The 21,647-nt window shown below is 42.4% G+C and carries 12 protein-coding genes; 6 read left to right on the plus strand and 6 right to left on the minus strand.

Translation table 11 applies throughout. The annotated features are described in order from the left end of the window. The first annotated feature begins 9 nt into the window (after window positions 1–9). Window positions 10–2,421 carry a tetratricopeptide repeat protein gene (locus V7K61_RS09300; RefSeq protein ID WP_335052975.1) on the plus strand — a complete coding sequence of 804 codons (2,412 nt, stop codon included), beginning with the start codon at window positions 10–12 and terminating at the stop codon, window positions 2,419–2,421. Between the two features lie 226 nt (window positions 2,422–2,647). Here V7K61_RS09300 and V7K61_RS09305 read toward each other — a convergent pair whose 3' ends face one another. After that, complete coding sequence (locus V7K61_RS09305; protein WP_335052977.1) at window positions 2,648–4,183, minus strand: hypothetical protein; 1,536 nt, start codon at window positions 4,181–4,183, stop codon at window positions 2,648–2,650. A 216-nt stretch (window positions 4,184–4,399) separates the two neighbouring features. Between V7K61_RS09305 and V7K61_RS09310 the strand changes: the two genes are divergently transcribed. Further along, on the plus strand, window positions 4,400–5,131 hold the full coding sequence (locus V7K61_RS09310) for a Uma2 family endonuclease (RefSeq protein ID WP_335052979.1): 732 nt from the start codon (window positions 4,400–4,402) through the stop codon (window positions 5,129–5,131). Window positions 5,132–5,251: 120 nt separating this feature from the next. Here the strand turns inward: V7K61_RS09310 and V7K61_RS09315 are convergent, their stop codons facing one another. The 3 genes from V7K61_RS09315 to V7K61_RS09325 form a co-directional block, all read right to left on the minus strand. Further along, window positions 5,252–7,243, minus strand: a complete 1,992-nt coding sequence (locus V7K61_RS09315) for an ATP-binding protein (RefSeq protein WP_335052981.1) — start codon at window positions 7,241–7,243, stop codon at window positions 5,252–5,254. Next, the gene (locus V7K61_RS09320) at window positions 7,240–8,511 is read right to left on the minus strand and encodes a DUF4255 domain-containing protein (protein ID WP_335052983.1); all 1,272 of its coding nucleotides are present in this window, start codon (window positions 8,509–8,511) and stop codon (window positions 7,240–7,242) included. Before V7K61_RS09320 ends, V7K61_RS09315 begins: the two co-directional genes overlap by 4 nt. A gap of 285 nt (window positions 8,512–8,796) precedes the next feature. Continuing rightward, window positions 8,797–9,228 carry an EamA family transporter gene (locus tag V7K61_RS09325; protein WP_094352699.1) on the minus strand — a complete coding sequence of 144 codons (432 nt, stop codon included), beginning with the start codon at window positions 9,226–9,228 and terminating at the stop codon, window positions 8,797–8,799. 405 nt (window positions 9,229–9,633) lie between these two features. On the opposite strand from V7K61_RS09325, the gene V7K61_RS09330 reads away from it, so the two are divergent. Then, window positions 9,634–11,445, plus strand: coding sequence for a serine/threonine protein kinase (locus V7K61_RS09330; RefSeq protein ID WP_335052984.1), 1,812 nt, complete (start codon window positions 9,634–9,636; stop codon window positions 11,443–11,445). Between the two features lie 594 nt (window positions 11,446–12,039). On the opposite strand, the gene V7K61_RS09335 is transcribed toward V7K61_RS09330, so the two are convergent. Beyond that, a complete protein-coding gene (locus tag V7K61_RS09335; protein ID WP_335052986.1) occupies window positions 12,040–13,638 on the minus strand; it encodes a peptide ligase PGM1-related protein in 1,599 nt (532 codons plus the stop codon). A gap of 553 nt (window positions 13,639–14,191) precedes the next feature. Here V7K61_RS09335 and V7K61_RS09340 point away from each other — a divergent pair. Continuing rightward, window positions 14,192–15,085 (plus strand): SDR family oxidoreductase, encoded by an 894-nt coding sequence (locus V7K61_RS09340; RefSeq protein WP_335052989.1) that lies wholly within the window; start codon window positions 14,192–14,194, stop codon window positions 15,083–15,085. A 210-nt stretch (window positions 15,086–15,295) separates the two neighbouring features. After that, complete coding sequence (locus V7K61_RS09345; protein ID WP_094352695.1) at window positions 15,296–15,553, plus strand: hypothetical protein; 258 nt, start codon at window positions 15,296–15,298, stop codon at window positions 15,551–15,553. Window positions 15,554–15,641: 88 nt separating this feature from the next. Here V7K61_RS09345 and mgtE read toward each other — a convergent pair whose 3' ends face one another. After that, window positions 15,642–17,042, minus strand: coding sequence for a magnesium transporter (gene mgtE, locus V7K61_RS09350; RefSeq protein ID WP_335052992.1), 1,401 nt, complete (start codon window positions 17,040–17,042; stop codon window positions 15,642–15,644). Between the two features lie 869 nt (window positions 17,043–17,911). Between mgtE and V7K61_RS09355 the strand changes: the two genes are divergently transcribed. Then, window positions 17,912–21,409 carry a PA14 domain-containing protein gene (locus V7K61_RS09355; protein WP_335052994.1) on the plus strand — a complete coding sequence of 1,166 codons (3,498 nt, stop codon included), beginning with the start codon at window positions 17,912–17,914 and terminating at the stop codon, window positions 21,407–21,409. The last annotated feature ends 238 nt before the right edge of the window (window positions 21,410–21,647 follow it).

Below are 21,647 nucleotides of genomic sequence, written 5' to 3' on the forward strand. Positions count from 1 at the left end.
CGTTACACAATGGACGCTGAAGCAGCATTAGCATGGTTAGATGCCACAATTCCCCCGCAGACTGGGGAACGGTTGAGCGATTTGCAAAAAGTGATTCTTGTGCAAGTTTGGTTGGGTAGAAAATACTTGGATATCGCTCATTCTTACGGTTGTACGGAAGGACACGCCAAGGATGCTGGTTCTCAGTTATGGAAGCTGCTTTCTAAAGTACTGCGAGAAAAGATTACCAAAAGTAATTGTCGCGCTACTTTGGAGCGAGTTCTGAGAAAAACTACTGCGATATCATCCAGTCTGATTGATTACTCGCGATCGCCACATCCCACCCCAAAATTAGAGGATACCAATTTTATTGGCCGAACAGAAGCGATCGCTCACCTGAATACTTTGGTAAATCAAGGCTCGAAAGTCATTGTCATCCAAGGTGAGGGAGGTTTGGGCAAAACCACTCTAGCGCAGCAATATCTCCAAACTCAGGGGTTTGACTTGGTTTTGGAACTACTGATGGCGAAGGAAACGCAGAATATCACCCCCGCCGAACGAGTAGTTGAGGAATGGCTCAAACAAGACTTTGATCAAGAACCTGGGGTAGAATTTGGCGTAACTTTGGGGCGACTCAAGCGCGAACTTCACAATCGGCGGATTGGGGTGTTAATTGACAATCTAGAACCTGCATTGGATCAACAAGGTGGGTTGATTGCTTCTCACCGCAACTATGTAGAACTATTGCGGGTTTTGGCTGATGCTAGGGTGCAGTCTGTTACCTTGATTACTAGTCGCGATCGCCTTTGTGAACCTGGGCTAAATGTGAATCACTACCGGCTTCCTGGCTTAGATGAAAGTGCATGGCAACAGTTTTTTAGCAACCGTGGGTTAACTATCAACTCGCCAACCTTGCAAATCATGCATCGCACTTATGGCGGTAATGCTAAAGCAATGGGAATTCTCTGTGGTTCGATTCAGGAGGATTTTGACGGTGATATGGCTCTTTATTGGCAAGAAAATCATGCCGATCCTTTAGCAGCAACCGACTTAAAAAATTTAGCAGTTAGTCAAATTAATCGTCTGCAAGCCCTCGACCCTCAAGCTTATCGCCTGCTTTGCCGTTTGGGATGTTATCGTTACCAAGATATACCCACCATCTCATCACAGGGGTTGTTTTCTTTACTGTGGGATGTCCCAGCCGAGCAACATCGCCAAATTATTGTCTCTTTGAGAAATCGGTCTTTGGTGGAGTGTGAAAAAGGTGAATATTGGCTGCATCCGGTGATTCGGCAAGAAGCGATCGCGCGTTTACGCCCCAGCGATGAATGGGAAATTGCCAACCACAAAGCCGCAGAATTTTGGACAACTAGTGTTAAACAAATTGAAACTTTTAAAGATGCTTTGCAAGCTCTGGAAGCATATTATCACTACATAGAAATTCAAGAATTTGAGTTGGCGGGTAAGGTAATTTTAAAAAGCCGAAATAATCAATGGCAGCAGTTTTTGCCTCTTGGTAGTACGTTGTATCGGATGGGTTTAATTCAGCCGATACTTGCGGCAATTGATCGAGTTGTTCACAATCTAGAAAATGACCAAAATCTCAGCGAACTTTACAATATACTGGGCGATTTATATTGGATAACAGGTAAAATTAGTCAAGCGATCGCTTGTCAAGAAAAGACTATTACTTTAGCAACACAAGCACTCAAATCACTTGTACCTCAGCCGGAAAATAAACATACAGTTTACTATCTGAGGATGCTAGAAGTAGATTCTTTATTAAGTATTGGTCTTTACAAGATAGATTTGTGGGAACTAGAGGCAGCCGCAAAGTTATTTCAACAAGTAATTTATTTAGCTCAAAATACCGAGCATCATCGCTGGGCAGAGAAAGCTTCAGTTTGTTTAGCTTTGGTGTATTCTTATTTAGGTTTGCGCGACCCCTCATATCAATTGACAGATGTAGCTTATCAAAATATTACGAACGAAAAACTGGTAGAACAAACTGGAAGATTTGTCTATTTCATGCAAATTTTAGGTCAAACCTACGTCAATTTAGGCAAATTTTCTCAGGCAAATCAGATATTACACCAAGCTTTGACTTTTGCTGAAGAAAGTCACTATATGCAGGTAAAAGCAAAAACACTCAATGGTTTAGCAGAAATCCATCGACAACAAACAGATTTTGCATTAGCTATTGCTAATCATACAGAAGCAATCGAACTTTTGGATAAAATAGGCGCTAAATGCGATTTAGCTGAAGCCTATTTTCAACTGGGTTTAACTAATCAAAAGATGTCAAAGCCTGATGAGAGTCAAATAAATTTCGACCGAGCGATTCAGCTATTTACTGAAATTAAAGCACCAAAACAAGTTGAAAAAGTTTTAAAGTGTGCTACTCAAATCTGTCTCACCAGTCGGAGATTGGAAACGATGTAAGAGGTTGTTTTAAAAGTGTTTCACTGTGACTTTAGGCACTTTTAGATCCCCCCTAACCCCCCTTAAAAAGGGGGGAACCGGAATCAAAGTCCCCCTTTTTAAGGGGGATTTAGGGGGATCTAAAACTATTTGATACGGACAATAGGACTTTTAAAACATCCTCTAAAAATCTTTGATTTAGTAGACGGCTCTGCAAACAAATCAAAGTAAATAATTAAAAGTTGACTCAGGGACTTGGTGCAGTCCATTGAGAAGCCGTTTGATCGTACCTTCCTTTTATGGTTGCAGCGCGAGGACGAGCTGCTGCTAAAGCCGCTAGTTCATCGTCTTCCGAGGTATAGTCCCCAAAATCTACACCTAATAAACCACCATTACCTAAAATCCCGATACTCTTCAAATGATCCTCAATATTATCTAAATCAAGAATGTCAGAGTCATCATTACTTAAAGTTCCCATCCACATAATCCAAATATCTTTTTCTATTTGATCGACTCCGGGCTTTGTAGGGTCATAAGCCAAAATAGAATTACCAAAGGCACTCATCGCAGTTGCTTTTTGTCTCAACTCGCTAAAGACACTTGCCATTCCATTAATGCGATCGTTCATGGTATTAGTTGCTGTTAGTATATCTGCTGGTGAATATGGCGATGAACCACCAGCAATTTGTACCCTGATTTCTGCAATTAATCGCTCAAGAATAACAGTATTTTTATGTAAGTTTGCTAATACTTTATTGGTTTGCAATGCACCACGATACATTGATGCAACGTGTTGCCAAATATTACTTCGCAGCATATCAGGTGAAAGACCACCAGGTTGTAAATCACTGCCTCGCGTTGTGATGGCGTCTGATACAGCAAGAGCTATAGCCGAAGATGCAGCTCCTTGTAAAAATGAAGAACCGGCTGCTGTACCTGCATCAGCTAGGGTAAGAGCAAACCATCCAGCAGCAGTAGAAGGAGCAATATAGGCGGCGGCAAGACCTGCTAAAACACCTGTTCCTATTCCTAAAAATATTCCTCTCCAAAGAGTTTGATTTTGTGCTTCTGCTCTTCCTTGACCAATTACTCTTGAGTAATTGCTGTAAGCCATATCGTAATTTATGGAGAAAATTCTTAATTTTGTACTGATTAAATCAGTATTTGCTACAGATAAATCCACATAGATACTACCTAAATTATGAAAAGCGTCAATTAATCTTGCATTGGCTTCCGTCAGTGGCAGTTTTGTCGAAAGTTCTGTAACTACTGGGTTTTTTGGCGCTTTCTGCAATACCCCACTTTTCTGTTGTACTACATGGGTCAACTGATTATTCTCTGGCGATTTCCTTTGCCCAAAGTAAACATCGAGAGGTTTTGTTTGCACTTCTTCCTCTTGAGTCTGTTCTTCTGGTGTCATCTGCGGTTGCATCGCAGTATTAGGCATTGACATGACTTGATTAGCCACCCTATCGGCTTCCTGCTCATACTGGTCTCCTGGTTCTCCAACCGTCAGTTTTGCTTGTGGACGACGCAACGCTATGCTACTAATGTCGTGAACAGGCTTTTTTTTGATAGCTTGTGATTCCCAGGATTGTTCGCCAGCAGATTGTGCAGCTTGCAGGTCGGTTGATACTTCAGAGGATGCTTGGATTGGAGCTTTATTTGCGATGTCAAAGCCGCGCACTGGATTTGCCAGCGTTGGAGTTGTTGCTGAGAGCAGCGACGGATTTGAAAAAGTGGGTGTATCTGCTTTCTTAGGCCCAAATATGCGATTGCTCATCTCACATCCTCAAGCATATTTTTGAATCAAATTATACAATTTGTTTAGTGGCGATCGCTATCGACTTAAGTAGAAATTATTCTTTGCCAGCAGTGGCTCTGTGTGAGCGAGCGAGACTTGTAATTCTAGAAAGCTGGGATGAAAACTGGGGCGATCGCTTTTGCAGGTGAATGAATTGGGTTAAGTTAGATTTATCTTGTCAAAATAGAAATTATTATGTCTTCTGCTCAAGATTTAGGAATAATTTTAGAAGACACACCAGAAGATGTTATATTTCCTCCTGGTGATTTATACAGTGATGAACCACCTTTGGAAACAGAACTTCACTTGCGGCAAATACTGCTGTTGATTCAGTGTTTGGAATGGTTGTGGCAGGAGCGTCAAGATTTCTACGCTTGCGGTAACATGACGATTTATTACAGTCCGCGTCAACACAAGTCTGAGCAATTTAGAGGCCCCGACTTCTTTGTAGTTTTAAATACCCAACGTAAAATACGCAAAAGCTGGGTAGTTTGGGAAGAAGATGGCAAATACCCAAATGTGATTGTAGAGATTCTTTCTGACAAAACAGCTGCTACTGATAGAGGGCTGAAAAAGGAAATCTATCAAGATATTTGGCGGACTCCTGATTATTTTTGGTTTGACCCGGTAAGTTTAGAATTTAAAGGATTTCATTTATTAGATGGTCGTTATCAAGAACTGCAAGCAAATGAAGCTGGTTGGTTATGGAGTCAGCAATTGCAGTTATATTTGGGAGTTTATCAATCGAAGTTGCGCTTTTTCACTCCCGATGGACAACTGACACCCACGCCAGAAGAAGTAGCACGCCAAGAACAGCAACAGCGTCAACAAGCCGAACAGCAACGCGAACAAGCCGAGCAACAACTTGCCCAAGTGGAGTCTATGCTTGTTCGCTATCGGGAAAGATTTGGTGAATTACCAGAGTAATACTATTTTAGATTTTGGATTTTAGATTTTGGATTTGGAATTGCCTTGGTGCGTCTGGCTTGGTGTGAATCCATCTGTCACAATCATTTTTTGAATTGGTATAAGGTCAAAATTGCAAAATTACATCCATCCGCCAACTTCCGCATCAGTCAGGGGTTTCTCCAACTTACTGTATTCTGTTTGAGCCGCTCGCAATACGTGTTTCATCTGCACCGCTTCCCCAGCATCGGCAGCCAAAAAAGCCGCATTTAAGGCAATATTACGGATATTACCTCCAGCGACATTGAGCCGTGCTAGTTGCAGAGCATCTAAATCTGCGGTTGGGGTTTCGGCTGGAAAGACTCGCCGCCAAATCTCGGCTCGTTGGGTTGTATCGGGGAAGGGAAACTGCACCACAAAGCGAATCCGCCGCAAAAAGGCTGTATCAATTGCACTCTTCAAGTTCGTAGTCAAGACTGCTAAACCTGGGTAACTTTCCATACGTTGCAATAGATAACTAACTTCAATATTGGCATAGCGATCGCGCGCATCTTTAACTTCACTCCGTTTACCAAATAAGGCGTCGGCTTCATCAAATAACAAAATCACTCCACCTTGTTCTGCGGCATCAAATACCCGGCGCAAATTCTTCTCTGTCTCGCCAATATATTTGCTGACTACCGATGATAGGTCAATCCGATAGAGGTCGAGGCGTAATTTATGGGCCAGTACTTCTGCTCCCAAAGTTTTACCAGTGCCGCTACTACCTGCAAATAGAGCGCTGATTCCCAATCCCCTAGCACTCTTGCCCCCAAAACCCCAATTGTTATATACAGTACTCCGTTGCCGTACATGAGCCGCAATTTCCCGGAGAACTTGTTTCTGTGCCTCTGGCAATACTAAGTCATCCCAATCCCCAGATGGCTCAATTCTTTGGGCGAGTTCATCTAAGCGCGGACGTGCTTGCACACGACAGGCATCCCATAAAATGCTAGTGATATCGGTTTCTGGTGTTTGTGCCAACTGTCCTGCGGCTTCTGCACAAGCAGCACGAATGGTTGCAGCACTGAGGTTAAACTGATCCACTAAGGTTTTGACTTGCCCATTCATTTGCGATGCACTCGCCCCTAGTGCATCTTGCCAAACTGCACCTTGTTCTTTGCTAGTTGGTTGATGTACATCAAAATTAACTACTAGGCGTTGTGATAAGCCGATCCGTTCCCGACTCGTGACTATTAAAAAGCCCTTTGTGCGTTCGATGAAACGAGCGATCGCATTCAGCCGCGCTGTATCATTAGTATCCAGTTCGTTGCAGTCTATGAGTAAGGCACTCTTACTTAAAATCGTCTCACGAGTCCACAGGCGAATGAGATTATCCAACTCGCCAGGTGCTAAAGGAATAACTTGTGCAGGCATTACCCACAAGCTTAAACCCTGAAGTTGACAAATTGTGGCGGCAATGTCACGTTTACTAGCAGTTTCACCACTAGATAACTGGACAATTGGCAAGTTATTAACCTTGTAAGCTTGTGACCAAACTGCTGCGACTCGCTCTGCTAAATCTTGATGCGAAGGTACTAAATCGCTAACCTCTTCTAATGGCTCAATAATACCAGCTAGCCGTTCGTCAAGATATTGAATACCCGTGAGATAATGTAAAATCCGCTCGTCAATTCTCAAGGGACTAAGAGTTAGGGAATGACCATCACCAATTTGAATTAACCGCCAATGACGTAAGGGAGCATTTGGAGCGATCGCATCCCAGTGGACGTTAGGTAAAGCTGCCAGAGCTAAACCCAAAGTTGGGTAAGCTCGTTGTGAATCGTCGTTAACTATAGCACACAATTTGGCAAAATCTCCATTTAATTCCATACCTGCACACAACAGCAACAAATCGCGTTCAAAGGATGAGAGGCGAAACATTTTGCATATTCTCTCCAATGCCGATGGTGCAGGCATAGCAGCAGTAGCTTCCTGTAACTCCTGCTGTAAATGCTCTTGGTTGTTCTCTTCAGGTTGATTTTGCTCTTTTGCCGTGTGATTTTCTAAAATACCACGCACCACGGCGAGAGCTGCTGATAGGTAGCGGTAGTTTGCCTCATCCCAATTGTGATTAATTGTCGTAGCATTCATAAAATTGTCACCTGTGGCGAATCATATTCCCCAAACTGATTCTTTTGCAGTGGACTTTCGGCCCCATCTACCCGCGCCCGGACAATATAAGTTCCTGGCTTGACATTTTTGACCGGAATCGCGATCGCATCTGTGTCTTGGGTAGGTGGTGCAGCCAAGAAAGAGTAAGCTACTGGATTATCACCTGATACTTCATTGAGTAGCAAAACTACCCGCTGTGCCTTACCTACTTTCGGTTGGAATTTAACGGTAATTTCTGCTGCGCGTAAATTCTCACCGCTATTTTCTACTTGAGTGACGAATGCTGTAATTGTTGGATGTAAGACAAAAGCCGCCACGTTTGATTCAACTAGATGATTCGTTTGCCCTGCATTACCCATTGTTAGATGTACAACTTGCACACCCTGTACCCTTGCGTATAAATCTGGCGGGACTAACAAACTGATTTGAGTTTCTTTGACTTCTTGAGGTACTAGTAATGTTTCCGTATTGCCAAAACGAACTCGTGTGATCTCACCGCGTAACCGTTTACCACGAATTACTAATGTTGTACCTGCAACAATCATTTGTTCAGTCTTGGCTGGAGCTATAACTTGCTCTATATTCGGTTGAGACAAGGGCATCATGTAAAAACTTTCAGACTTGTCATTGGTACTTTCAATCAATACCATTGATGCCAGATAGGTAGCTGAAGGTCGATAGTGTGTTTGTAAAGCAGACCATAACTTAGAAGTTTCTTCCATGTTAAAAAACTCTGGAGTCAATTTGATCTGCCCAATTTGTTCGGCTAAAGCGGATACAGACACACTTGCTACAGCTTGCGAAAAAGCACTGGAAGTATTGGTTGTAGATGCATTTATCAAAGTATTTTCAATAATATCAGATGCGATCGCTGGTGTTTTGTGTAATAAATGCATTGCATAGCCCAGTAAAAGCTCCGCCTGAAAATCCTTAGCTCCGTAGGCTGTGAGTAAGTAGTGGAGGTCAAGAGCTAGTGGTGGAATTGGAGAGCGCGGGTTTCCATTAATCCGTGAGTGCCTGCTCCGAAATTCTTGAGATACCCAATCGACATTGCGATTCTGCGTCACTTGATAGAGAAAGAGGTTGATTTGGGCGCGCTCGTCAGCTTCAACTGAAATTCGATCGGGCGGTAGGGCAGTTACAATCACATCACCAACACTAGCAGCGATCGGATCGCTGACTAAACCATTTTCCAGCAAGACTTTTAGTACTGCTGTCACTGCGGCTATAGAGAGCACATTACTCATCCTGATTCCTCATGGCAATAGCACATATTAATCATGTACGCCAGAGCACATTAATAGAATATATTTTGCAAAACTTTAAGTATTCTGTAGCAAAGACTATCAGCACGGCAGACAAAAGCGCGTTGTCAACTATTAGTACAGTATGGCGTAAATCCACCTAACATCTCAATTGAAAAGACTCGGCAACGATCAAAGTCACCTTGTTAGAAGTAGGCAAATTTCCACTTAAAGCTACCTGACGTACTTGAACACTAGAACTTTTAAAGCATCCTTTTAATTAAGACTTTAAATAATTAAAACTAAAGTCCCTATGACTACTAACCCCGTTCCTAAAATTATCTTCCAGCTTAATGTTTCTCCCAAGAAAATGACTGAAAACAATAAAACTAATACCAAGCTTGATTTATCAATTGGTGCGACAAGGGAAGCTTTTCCTACTTGTAAGGCTTGGAAATAAAAAATCCATGATAACCCTGTAGATAGTCCAGATAATAATAAGAAAATCATGGTTTTTTGGGATATAGCTAAGATATTAACTACGTTTCCCTGAAAAAATACAATCCCCCAAGCAACTACTAAGATGACAACAGTTCGGATTGCTGTTGCTAAATTAGCATTCACATTTTCGATCCCAATTTTGGCAAAGATAGTTGTCAATGCTGCAAAGCCAGCTGACAATAATGCATATATCCACCATGTTGTGGTGTTGCTTTCCACCTTAGCCTCCTGATTCCCTAGTCAAAATTAGCAGTGTAATTTAAGAAGAGTGTTAAATTCAATTACTGGTCTGTAAAGTTTGACTTGCTAGGTGCGTAGTTTGCGCTCTACCGTTTCACTCTCTTAGTCACTCAGCACTACTGAAGCTGACGATTATCGTCGAACTTGCGCTAACTTAATATCAGGAACAAATTTCAACTGCTATTAGGTCTAAAGTTTAAACATTTTATCAAAATTATCACATTACTTTAAGTTACTAATATGTTAAGCTGGGTATAATTGGATAATTACTAGTAGCGTATATTACTAATATTCATCTAAGTCATGAAGCAATCATATTTGTAATACTAGTACTATCTCTGACTAAAGTTAACATTTTAAAGTAACTAGGATGGGTTGCCCCAGATGAAATCCCCACCTTCTTCAAATTCTTGGAATGGTCGTTTCGTAGGTGATAACCAGCGATACCGTTTGGACAGACGGTTAGGCGGGGGTGGCATGGGAGAAGTCTTCCTAGCAACGGATACCCGTGTCGGTCAGCAGGTAGCGTTGAAGTTGCTCAAAGATACGCTAGTGGCATCACTCGAAATGAGAAAGCGTTTTGAGCGGGAGGTGGCAGTTTGTGCTGCTTTGCAAAGCGACCACATTGTTAAGATTAGTGACTGTGGTGTAACCCCGGAAGGTTTTCCATTTTACGTCATGGAATATTTGCGGGGGCAAACGCTCAGGCAATTACTGCTGCGCGAAAAGCGGCTGTCTGTTGAGCGGACGGTGAAGATTATGGCGCAAGTTTGTAAAGGTCTACAGCTTGCTCATCAAGGAGTTACTCTCCAAAGAGATGGTGGAAAAACCACTGAACATATTCAGGTAGTTCACCGCGACCTGAAGCCAGATAATATATTTCTAATGCCAACAGATTTGGGAGAGTGGGTGAAGGTTTTGGATTTTGGTGTTGCCAAAATTCGGAGTGAATCTTCAGAAAATTCCAATATTACAAATATAACTAGTACATTTATCGGTACATTTCGTTACGCACCTCCTGAACAAATCCAAAGCGATCAAAACCTGGATGCTAGAGGTGATATTTACAGCTTAGGGATTATCCTTTATGAAATGCTGAGTGCAGCCGACCCCTTTGGAATCAGCATTAAGGGTAGTCATGTTAGTGAGGCTTCTTGGGTATTAGCTCATGCTTATGAGCCACCAAAACCACTGCGATCGCAACCAGGGTGTGAGCATTTACCCGTACAATTAGAAGCTGTGGTGATGAAATGCCTCCACAAGAACCCAGCCAACCGATTTGCAACGGTAGAAGAACTGAATCAGGCTTTGCAAGCTGCTGCCAAATTTGCCACAGAATCTAGTGTACCTGGACAAATTACTGGGCGATCGCAACCTTCTTCTAATCAAGGCTCAAATCACGAAACTGTTCCCAGACAATCGAACGACGATACCGTTATTCGCCCTCCATCTGCTTTCAATCAAGGTTCAAATCACGAAACTGTTCCCAGACAATCAAACGACGATACCGTTATTCGTCCTCCATCTGCTTTCAATCAAGGTTCAAATCACGAAACTGTTCCCAGACAATCGAACGACGATACCGTTATTCGTCCTCCATCTGCTTTCAATCAAGGCTCAAATCACGAAACCGTTCCCAGACCATTTAACCCAGTTGAGCAAAATCAACAGAGTCCTGTGAATAATCCGAACGCCAGCAAACCTGATGTGACGTTATATCAACCACGACCAGGAGCTAATCAAGGCGGTCAACAAGTACCACCAGATAAGACGTTGTTTCAACCGCGACCAGGAGCTAATCAAGGCGGTCAACAATTGCCACCAGACAAGACGTTGTTTCAACCGCGACCAGGATCTAATCAAGGTGGGCAACAAGTACCACCAGATAAGACGTTGTTTCAGCCGCGACCAGTATCTAATCAAAGTAGACCACCAGTGCAACCAGATGTGACGTTGTATCAGCCACGACCTGCGTCTAATCAACGCAGACCACAAGCGCGAACGGATGACACTATTTACCAACCAAGGCTAAGTGAGCAGCTAACTACGAGAATTACTCCCAATTTCTTGCGAATTGTAGGAGTGGTGTTGGCTATTGGGCTGACTTTAGCAGTAGTAACCTATATATATACTCAATTGCAATCTGGTAAACAGCCAAACAACCAAAATTTACCTAACAGCGATCGGCGCATCTAGAACTAATCAGTTTTCAATACACCTCTTGCATAAATCAAAAATAAGAAAGAACCCCACCCCGCCAAAGCTACGCTTTGTCTCCCCTCCCGAAGAGCCTACAGTGTACACACATCTCTAAAAATCCTACCCACCCAATATTTCTGTTCAAGTGAAAGTCGCACACTAAGCAAATATTACGCCCAGAACTAAAGTTCCGGGCTGATAGCTAAAGTCCACTAAGCGTGGACTGAACTAAATTTCTTGTTTAGTCATCTAAAAGATGACTTTCGCTATGAGACTCGGAATTTATTCCGAGGCGGGATAGATACACTGCACCAACACTTGTGTGTACACCGTAGCCCGAAGAGCGGGGAGGGGTTGGGGGTGGGGTGTTAGGGACTTTTGCAAGAGGTCTAATCAATACGGTTCGGTTAAGTTAAGGTTTTTTGATGAAAATTATAGATCGCAAAGACGCGATAAATCATCATAAAGACGCGATAAATCGCCGTCTCTACAATATCAGTCTTTTGTATAGACGGCGATTCATCGCGTCTCTCGACTTAGGCGAATTGGCGTACTACTCGTAGGGATACACCAATCAGCATTGCTGTGCCCCTATAATTCATCCCAAACTACGGGAAAAGAATAATCTGAAAACGCCGAGAAATCACGATTTTCGCTACGGGTTTCTTCATCTAGAACTTTGACAACTTTGTTATAAATGTCTTGTGCTTGTTGCGGGGAATCACCAATGCTGGTTAATCCCACCTTGCCAAACTGCGAAAGGCAACCCATAAGATGAAACACTGTACCCGTTTCTGTACCGCTGTCAAACTGCAATCTGTGGTGAGCGATGATATCCATTAAATCATTAGGTAATAATCCCTGATAGCGCTCTTTTTGCAGATTATCAGTGGCAACGTAGTATTTTGGACGACCTTGTTGACTATAAAATAAACCCGTGGAAAGGTCATAGCGACCGTTCGTTAATAATTTCAGGGTCATGAATGGATGAGTTGTACCGCCTTTACGTAGGTTAATTTCGATCGCCTGAATATCCCAGTCTCCATTACCCTTGTCAACGGCGATAAAATCTACACCAAACCGCTCTAAAGTGCCTTTCTCTGCTAGCTTTCTGCCAACTTGAAGTCCCAATTGCTGTAATTGCAATCGATATCTTTCATCAGCAGGAAAGCTGCAACCAAGATAAATTTGACCGTCTGGGCCTCCGAGAATTTGGTCGTGAGTTGAAAGGATTTCCACTTTGCCCTGGGGTGTAATCCGTCCTTGGACGCTGGGCGATCGCTTAATTTCCCCTTCCACAAATGCTTCGGTAATTGCCCCTAATTCCGGGATTCTTCCCGAAAAATTATCCCACGTTTCTTGTTTGGCTTGAAAGCGCATCGTTGCCAAGCGATCGCTAATTACGGCTACCCTTTCGGCATGAGTACTAGTATTTGGTGCTAAATTCTCAATCGGTCTGAGATCCAACAATGCATTCCCCTCGCCAGAAATGCCCTCGTTGAGTTTTACTACTACCCGTTTTAATGTTGGTTGGCGTTCCCATAAATCAACGGTAGCTTCTGCCAAATCTGTGGGGTTCCAAACTTTTTCGCTGCCATCTGGATGCGGTACTCCGCTTTCCTTGAAAATTTGCCGACTGCCACTTTTTGTCCCCCAAATCTGTAAATCTGGTGCAGCAGCATATAGTGGTACACCTAATTTTAAAGACAATTCGCCTTCCCAGTGCGAAGAGTTGTAGCAGATCATAAATGATTTATCTAGCCTCAAAGATTGCTGAATCCGCTCTAGCAGACGGGGGCGTTCTAAAATCTTTTGGCTCAGAGGCTTAAGGGAGGAATCGTAAGTAGAAAGTAACAACAAGCGATTGCGAGCATGAGAAAAGGGAATTCCTGGCAACAGTTGCAAATAATAATCAATGATACTTGGATGCAGCGGTACTGATGTTACATAAATCAGCCGAGTTTGGGGATTCCGCAACCGAATTAAAGAAAATAGTAATCTTTCTTCATAATGTTCGCAGCCTTCGATCTTTTGGAGTTCGCGCTGGTCAAGACTCAAGGAGGGAATAATTAAAATATCCGCTTCGCTATTGTCAAATAGTTCGCTCGTTTTCCAGCGATCGCGCAGGGTTAATTGTAAGTGGCGAAACTTTTCAACCTGTTCTAACTCGGAAATATTTAATGTTGCCATAACCCATGCCCTCTAATGATCTCAATGTAGCGCACCATGCACCCTTTTGGACGATGTATAGTCGCCGTGTCAAGATTCAGGTAGTTTTGTAAAAAATTTCTGGAAGTCCACAAGAATCGATCGAGCTATAGCAACCCGCAAATCGCCGACTTCTTTAATTCTTTTCCCTCTTAAGGTTGAGCTAATTGCTGCTTACTTTACCTCTAGGGGGCGATAAAGTACAGCAATATAATAGTTAACTTTAAAACAGATGAAAAAGATAAATTCTTCATCACATTAGAGTTGTGTACTTATTTTCATGGTCAGGCGTGAGGATAAATAATGTAAGTTGCGTAGAGTGGCGGGAATAAGTAAGTTTGGGAAACATCCAGGATATAAGTGCCTAAAATTGCAAATGGCTAGTGAAAGTCAAAGCAAAAAATAAACCTTGGGTTGAATTTTCGATCCAAGGTTTAGTTATGAAATAGGGAATAGGAGAAAGATGGAGTGTAACTAATTCCCAATGCCCCTTTCTCAATGCCCCATTCAAGATTCAATTACCAAGGTAAAACAGATGGCTAAATCAAAAGAACCAAAAGAGAAAAAAGAAGAGAAAAAAGAGCAAAAGTTGCAACCGCCACAGCAACAAGAAGCACCAGGTGTTGAATCAGAAATGACACCAAAACCCAAAGCTGATGATGCTCAGTATCGGGGTAGTGGCAAGTTACAAGATAAAGTAGCATTGATTACGGGTGCAGATAGTGGGATTGGTCGTGCTGTTGCGATCGCATTTGCAAAAGAAGGTGCAGATGTGGCGATCCTTTACCTTAATGAACACGATGATGCCAAAGAAACCAAACATTTGGTAGAAAAGCAAGGGCGTCGTGCAGTAACCATTGCAGGTGATATTGGCAATGAAAGTTTTTGTCAGCAAGCCATACAACAAACAGTTGATGAGTTTGGCAAACTCGATATTCTCGTCAACAACGCTGCTGAACAACATCCAAAAGAAAGTATTGAAGAAATCACCGAAGAACAACTAGAGCGAACTTTCCGCACTAATATCTTCTCGATGTTTTTCATGACTAAGGCTGCACTCAAGCATCTACAAGCAGGCAGTTCTATCATCAATACCACATCGGTAACAGCTTATAAAGGTAGTCCACAACTACTAGATTACTCCTCTACAAAAGGTGCGATCGTTGCCTTCACTCGTTCCTTATCAAAAAATTTGGTATCAAAAGGAATTCGGGTTAATGCTGTCGCACCAGGGCCAATTTGGACACCTTTAATCCCCTCAACTTTTCCCGAAGAGAAAGTTGAAACTTTTGGGAAACAAGTACCAATGGAAAGAGCCGGACAACCAGAAGAAGTTGCTCCTAGCTACGTATATTTAGCTTCTGATGATGGTTCTTATGTCTCTGGACAAGTATTACATGTCAATGGTGGAGATGTTGTCAATGGGTAATTAAAATAGTTAGGAGTTAGGAGTTATGAGTGAGGAGTTAGGAATTAAGAGTTATAAACAATATATTTTTAAATTACAACTTTTAACTCCTAACTCTAAACTTATAACTCTTAACTCTACCCTCATGGTCATCCATTGGAGGGATGATTTAATATCGAAATATTGATAATCTGTCTAACAGCGTACATTTAAGAAATAATAACTACGTTTATGGCATCTCCTACACCATTGAATGGCAGAGAACTAGTAGATTGTGCTAGAGCAAATGCCCAGCAAGGAATTGAAACTGCTGCTTATCAATGTGGCTATGGTCAAGACCTCAACAAATTTGCCAGAGAACTTAGACAAGCTTGTGAAGACATGAATTTACAAGTGAAGGAACTTAGCGGATTGATTACTGACCAGGACATGATACTGCAATTGGGTACTGGCGAAATTGTTGCTCCAGATACGGAATCAGAATTGTAAAAGTTAAGTTAGTCATTTGTCCTTTGTCCTTTGTCATTTGTAGTGTGTTATTCACTAATGACTAATCACCAATGACCAATGACTCTTTTCATAACTTTAAAATTACCCGCGCTAAATTGAAATAAATCAAAACACCTACAACATCAACTGCTGTGGTAATAAATGGTGCTGACATTAATGCCGGATCTAAACGAAGATAGCGAAATAGAAATGGCAGTGATGAACCGGAGATCGAAGCTAAAATAGAGATAGCTACCAAACTAGTGCCTACAGCGATCGCTACTTCTAATCGTCCTTGCAGAAAATAAGCCCAGACAGTAGCGATCGTACCTAACATTCCTCCCAATAATGCCCCAGCGATCGCTTCTCGGCCGATTACCTGCAATGCACCAAGCGATCGGATTTCATCGGTGTTCATCCCGCGAATCACCACTGTGGAAGATTGAGCGCCTACATTACCCCCAGTACCAGTCAACAAGGGGATAAAGGCCGTCAGTGTCACCACTTTTGCTAAAAGATCCTCTTGCGACTTAATAATTGTGCCTGTAACGGTATTAGTTATAAGTAAGACCAATAACCAGACAACTCGCTTCCGAGCAATTTCTAGCAAATTCATTTGAAAATAATTGTCGCCCCCCGACTGCACACCACCACCCAAGGCATAGATATCCTCGGTGGTTTCTTGTTGCAGAATATCAATCACATCATCTACCGTCACAATACCGACTAGAAGCTGTTCTCGATCTACCACAGGCACAGCCAAAAAATCATATCTTTGGATTAATCTTGCAACTTCTTCTTGATCTGTATCAGTGTGGACAAACACCACATCACGGGTCATAATTTCGCCAATAATTTGCTCAGGTTGAGACGTTACTAATTCCCGCAACGATACAATCCCCGTCAAGCGTCTTGCCGCATCCATGACATAAAGATAATAAATCATCTCACTAGCATTAGCTAAGTTGCGAATTCGCTCTAGAGCTTGAGATACTGTCAAGTTTTCTTTCAGCGAGATCAACTCTAGCGTCATAATTCGCCCAGCTGTATCAGCTTCATAACCCAATAGTTGGGCTGTAGCTTGACGTTCTGCTGGACTCAGTTGTTCTAGCAAGCGATTGACGACTTTTGCCGGTAATTCATCAAATAACCTAGCTCGGTCATCCGGCGACATTTGATCGACAATATCGCAGACTTCCTGGCTTTTAAGTTCTTCAATTAACCGTTCTTGAACACTGTAGTCGAGATATTCATAAACTTCTATAGCTTCATCCTTAGAAAGCAAGCGAAAAGCCAAAGCGTGCATCGCTTCTGGCAAACCCTCAATCGCCTCGGCGATATCCGCAGGCTGCACGGGCACGAGAATAGATTTTGCTCCCTGCAAGTCTCCTGCGTCTAGGAGCATTTGCAGCTGAGTCCGCACTAAATCTCGCAATTCCCTGCGTGAGAGATTCTGGATGGTAGAGTTTAAATTGTTTGTCTCAGTCAAAGTCCACTTTCCTCAGCCAGTTTGAACAAGGTTGCTGCCCCTAGTCTAGGGGAAAGTGGGAATGTGCAACGTCAAACTTGTAATTTTTCTGACTTGGAGTAAATTGAAAATTTTTGTAAATGAACGAAAGAGTAGGGTTTCGGACGCTGACAATTCTTTGCGTTCAGCGATATCACAGCGTCTCGTTGACGCTGCGCTATCCGCCAGTCATACAGAATACCCAACTGTTAGCGGATAGCTAAGGTTTAGCCCATTCTGACTCCTGACTCCTGAATTCTGTTCGATAAAGTAATAGTCAAGATGAAGTATGGATAAATATTAGTTTTTTAAATCTTTAAATATTAAAAATTTTCTTTATCTAATTTTTATATGGTTAATAAATCTGTAGATAAAATACATTAAATTATCCGGTACTTTGGCAATTTTTACTTAAACATCATCAAAACTTTTATATTCCTTTAAAAAAGAATATATTAATGTGAATATTTAAACAAAGTTCCATAAACAAGATAGACATAACACCGCTATCTATTGTCAAATATGTAGAAGTAAAAGAATACTTAAGTAATTTATGTAAAGTTATTACATTTGACTAACTACGCATCTATTTGCTTTATTGAGCATTGCTTGCCTTACTGAATATGCATCTGCACATCAGTGAAATTTAGAAGGTCTCAAAAAATCAGTAATTTTTTGAAAGAAAACAAAGACTAATATGTTCTTCAAGTAATTATTCATAATTAGTAATTAATAAAGATATATTTATAAGCCAATCAATGATTAGCCGATCAATATATTTATATCAAGCTTTATGATGCATTCTTGGTTGAAATATTCATCAATGCAAAACTAATCCTGCAACATTAATTATGGCATCAAATCAAAACTTATCAACATCTGTAAGCCCAGTAATTACGAATAAATCATCTCTAGAAAGCATTGACCAAGGGCAAACCAGCATTTCTGCTCGGTCTAGCCTAATCTCTCAAGGAGATGGACTCAAGGCAGAGTATTACGACAACATCGACTTCACCAATCTCAAGCAAACTCGCATAGATCCGACGGTGAACTTTAACTGGGGCGCTGGTTCTCCCGATCCGTCGATTGATGTAGATACCTTCTCAGCGCGGTGGACAGGTCAGGTAGAAGCCAAGTACAGCGAAACTTACAAGTTCTACACCACTGCTGATGATGGTGTGCGACTGTGGGTGAATGGTCAACAAATCATCAATCAGTTTATCGATCAACCTGCCGCCGAACCTAGTGGCTCGATCGCATTGGTTGCAGGTCAGAAATACGATATTAAACTTGAGTACTACGAAAATAAAAACAATGCTGTTTCTCAACTGCGTTGGTCAAGCACCTCTCAGGCGAAGGAAATCATTCCTCAGTCCCAACTGTATAGTAATGTCAGCACATCTAGTAATGTTAGTAATGTCAGTAATGCTAGTAATGGCAACGGACTAAAAGCAGAGTATTACGACAACATCGACTTCACCAACCTCAAGCAAACTCGCATAGATCCGACGGTGAACTTTAACTGGGGCGCTGGTTCCCCCGATCCGTCGATTGATGTAGATACCTTCTCAGCGCGGTGGACAGGTCAGGTAGAAGCCAAGTATAGCGAAACTTACAAGTTCTACACCACTGCTGATGATGGTGTGCGACTGTGGGTGAATGGTCAACAAATCATCAATCAGTTTATCGATCAACCTGCCGCCGAACCTAGTGGCTCGATCGCATTGGTTGCAGGTCAGAAATACGATATTAAACTTGAGTACTACGAAAATAAAAACAATGCTGTTTCTCAACTGCGTTGGTCAAGCACCTCTCAGGCGAAGGAAATCATTCCTCAGTCCCAACTGTATAGTAATGTCAGCACACCCAGTAGTGGCAATGGACTCAAAGGAGAGTACTACGACAACATCGACTTCACTAACCTGAAGGTAACTACTACAAATCCGACGGTGAACTTTAATTGGGGCGCTGATTCTCCCGCTCCGTCGATTGATGCAGATACCTTCTCAGCGCGGTGGACAGGTCAGGTAGAAGCCAAGTACAGCGAAACTTACAAGTTCTACACCACTGCTGATGATGGTGTGCGACTGTGGGTGAATGGTCAACAAATCATCAATCAGTTTATCGATCAACCTGCCGCCGAACCTAGTGGCTCGATCGCATTGGTTGCAGGTCAGAAGTACGATATTAAACTTGAGTACTACGAAAATAAAAACAATGCCGTTTCTCAACTGCGTTGGTCAAGCGCCTCTCAGGTGAAACAAATCATTCCTCAGTCTCAACTTTATTCACCAGTTCTTCCGACCACTATCACCTTAGGATCGTCTTCGATGACTGTGAACGAAGGCAGTGATAGTGTTACCGTTAAAATACTTAGAACTGGAGATTTAAGTAGTACATCTTCAATCAAGTATGCAACTATAGCTAATACTGCTACAAAAGGAGTTGACTATGGGAGTGAAGGCGTTGAAAGTGCTGGAATACTGACTTTTGCGCCGGGAGAAAGCAGCGCACAGGTATCCATTCCGATCAATGATGATTCCTCGATAGAAGGAGATGAAAGCTTTAATTTTGTGATCGATCAGGCAGAGGGGGCAACACTCGGAGTCCAAAGAACTCTCGCAATTACGATTCAAGACAACGATCGCTCTGGCCTCGATTTCAGCCAGCCAGTAGTTAGTGAGGGTGACGGTACTGCTAAGGTGACAGTTACACGGGGCAATGCTTCGGCGGCTGCTAGTGTCAACTACATAACCCAAGATGGGACTGCTAAAGCTGGATCTGACTACCAGGCTGTATCTGGAAGCTTGAGTTTTGCAGTCGGACAAACCAGCAACACCATTGTTATCCCCATTCTTAATGACAACGTTGGGGAATCAAATGAAACATTTGCTTTGAAGTTCAGTAACCCAGCTGGAGTGCAGCTAACTAATCAACAGACAAGTATCACTATTATTGATAATGACTCTGGTAACTTTGCTTTAGATACGGTAGCTTCTGGCTTGAATCAACCTACAGCTTTTGAATGGGCACCTGATGGTAACAGTATGTTCATTGCCCAGAAAAATGGGGTAGTGCGAGTCATGAAAAACGGTAGCTTATTATCAACACCATTTACTGATATTAGCAAAGAGGTAAATGATACGCGCGATCGCGGTCTGTTAGGCATTGCTGTACATCCAGATTTTGGCAAAAATCCAAACGGCAACAACTATGTTTACCTGTTGTATACCTACGATCCACCAGAAACTAATACAAGCAATTCTAAGAACAATCCCAATAGCACATTAGACGATCCTGACCAGAATGGGAATCGGACTGCACGGTTAAGTCGCTTTACAGCCGACCCCAACACTAATTACACTACTGCGATCGCTGGCAGCGAAGTTGTACTACTCGGCACAAATGGCACTTGGGCGAATATTATCAAGCCAGATGGAAATAGTACAAATGTCACACTTGGCTATGCACCATCAGGAATTCTCAACAAAGATACTGGTAAGCCGTTTACCAGCTTGCAGGATTATCTCAATAATCTCGATAAAGTCCAAAATATCCAGAATTTTATAGCCAATGATAGTGAATCTCACTCAGTTGGTTCTGTACATTTTGGTACTGATGGTTCTCTATTTGTGAGCTTAGGAGATGGTACTTCCTACAATGGAGTAGACCCGCGAGCAATTCGCGTCCAGGATAAGAATAATCTATCCGGCAAGATTCTGCGGATTGACCCGATTACTGGTAAAGGCTTATCAAGCAATCCTTTCTACAACGGTGACGCCAATAGCAATATTTCCAAAGTTTATGACTTAGGTCTGCGTAACCCCTTCCGTTTCACAATTGATAAAAAGACCAATACCCCCGTAATTGGTGATGTTGGCTTCGGTACTTACGAAGAGGTCAATATCGGAAAACCAGGAGCTAACTTTGGCTGGCCATTCTATGAAGGTGGACTTGATGCAAATGGTAATGTCGTCAGTCTGAAACAACCACTCTACGCTAATTTAGATGCAGCCAAAGCCTTCTATAATAGTGGCTCATCTGTTACACAACCACTGTACACTTACAAGCATTCTGGTTCTAATTCGATCCTGGTGGGTGACTTTTACACAGGTAATACTTTCCCTTCAATCTATCAAGGTGCCTTATTCATTGGTGATTTCAGTCAAGGAACTATCGATGCTTTGATATTAGATAGTCAAGGTAAAGTTACCTCAGTTAAGCGGTTTGCTTCCTCAACAGACAGGCCTAATCTAGGACTGCCTACACAAATCACCACTGGCCCTGATGGTAATCTGTATTACGCAAACTTGACCGGAGGTGAGATCGATCGCTTCCGACCTGTTTAGAGATGACTTGAAGGAGGCAGAAGACAGGAAGATTTCTCACTTGTGAGAAATCCAAGGGGTGTGGGGGGTGTGGGAGGATGGGGAAGAAGTCTTACCCCCCACACTTCCCCACACTCCCCACACTCCTTTTCCCCCTCTGCCTACACTATGCGTGAGAAATCCGGGTTAATGTCTGATTTTGACTCCTGTACTTCATACTTCATCTAGTTGAAAACTGCTGTATCAGTTATCAGTAATA

The sequence above is a fragment of the Nostoc sp. genome, from assembly GCF_036918015.1.
GTDB lineage: Bacteria > Cyanobacteriota > Cyanobacteriia > Cyanobacteriales > Nostocaceae > Nostoc.

Coding starts and splice junctions, on each gene's coding strand:
- V7K61_RS09305 (WP_335052977.1), bottom strand. CDS start 4,183: ATGAGCAATCGCATATTTGGGCCTAAGAAAGCAGATACACCCACTTTT.
- V7K61_RS09310 (WP_335052979.1), top strand. CDS start 4,400: ATGTCTTCTGCTCAAGATTTAGGAATAATTTTAGAAGACACACCAGAA.
- V7K61_RS09330 (WP_335052984.1), top strand. CDS start 9,634: ATGAAATCCCCACCTTCTTCAAATTCTTGGAATGGTCGTTTCGTAGGT.
- V7K61_RS09340 (WP_335052989.1), top strand. CDS start 14,192: ATGGCTAAATCAAAAGAACCAAAAGAGAAAAAAGAAGAGAAAAAAGAG.
- V7K61_RS09355 (WP_335052994.1), top strand. CDS start 17,912: ATGGCATCAAATCAAAACTTATCAACATCTGTAAGCCCAGTAATTACG.
- V7K61_RS09345 (WP_094352695.1), top strand. CDS start 15,296: ATGGCATCTCCTACACCATTGAATGGCAGAGAACTAGTAGATTGTGCT.
- V7K61_RS09315 (WP_335052981.1), bottom strand. CDS start 7,243: ATGAATGCTACGACAATTAATCACAATTGGGATGAGGCAAACTACCGC.
- V7K61_RS09300 (WP_335052975.1), top strand. CDS start 10: ATGGACGCTGAAGCAGCATTAGCATGGTTAGATGCCACAATTCCCCCG.
- V7K61_RS09335 (WP_335052986.1), bottom strand. CDS start 13,638: ATGGCAACATTAAATATTTCCGAGTTAGAACAGGTTGAAAAGTTTCGC.
- V7K61_RS09320 (WP_335052983.1), bottom strand. CDS start 8,511: ATGAGTAATGTGCTCTCTATAGCCGCAGTGACAGCAGTACTAAAAGTC.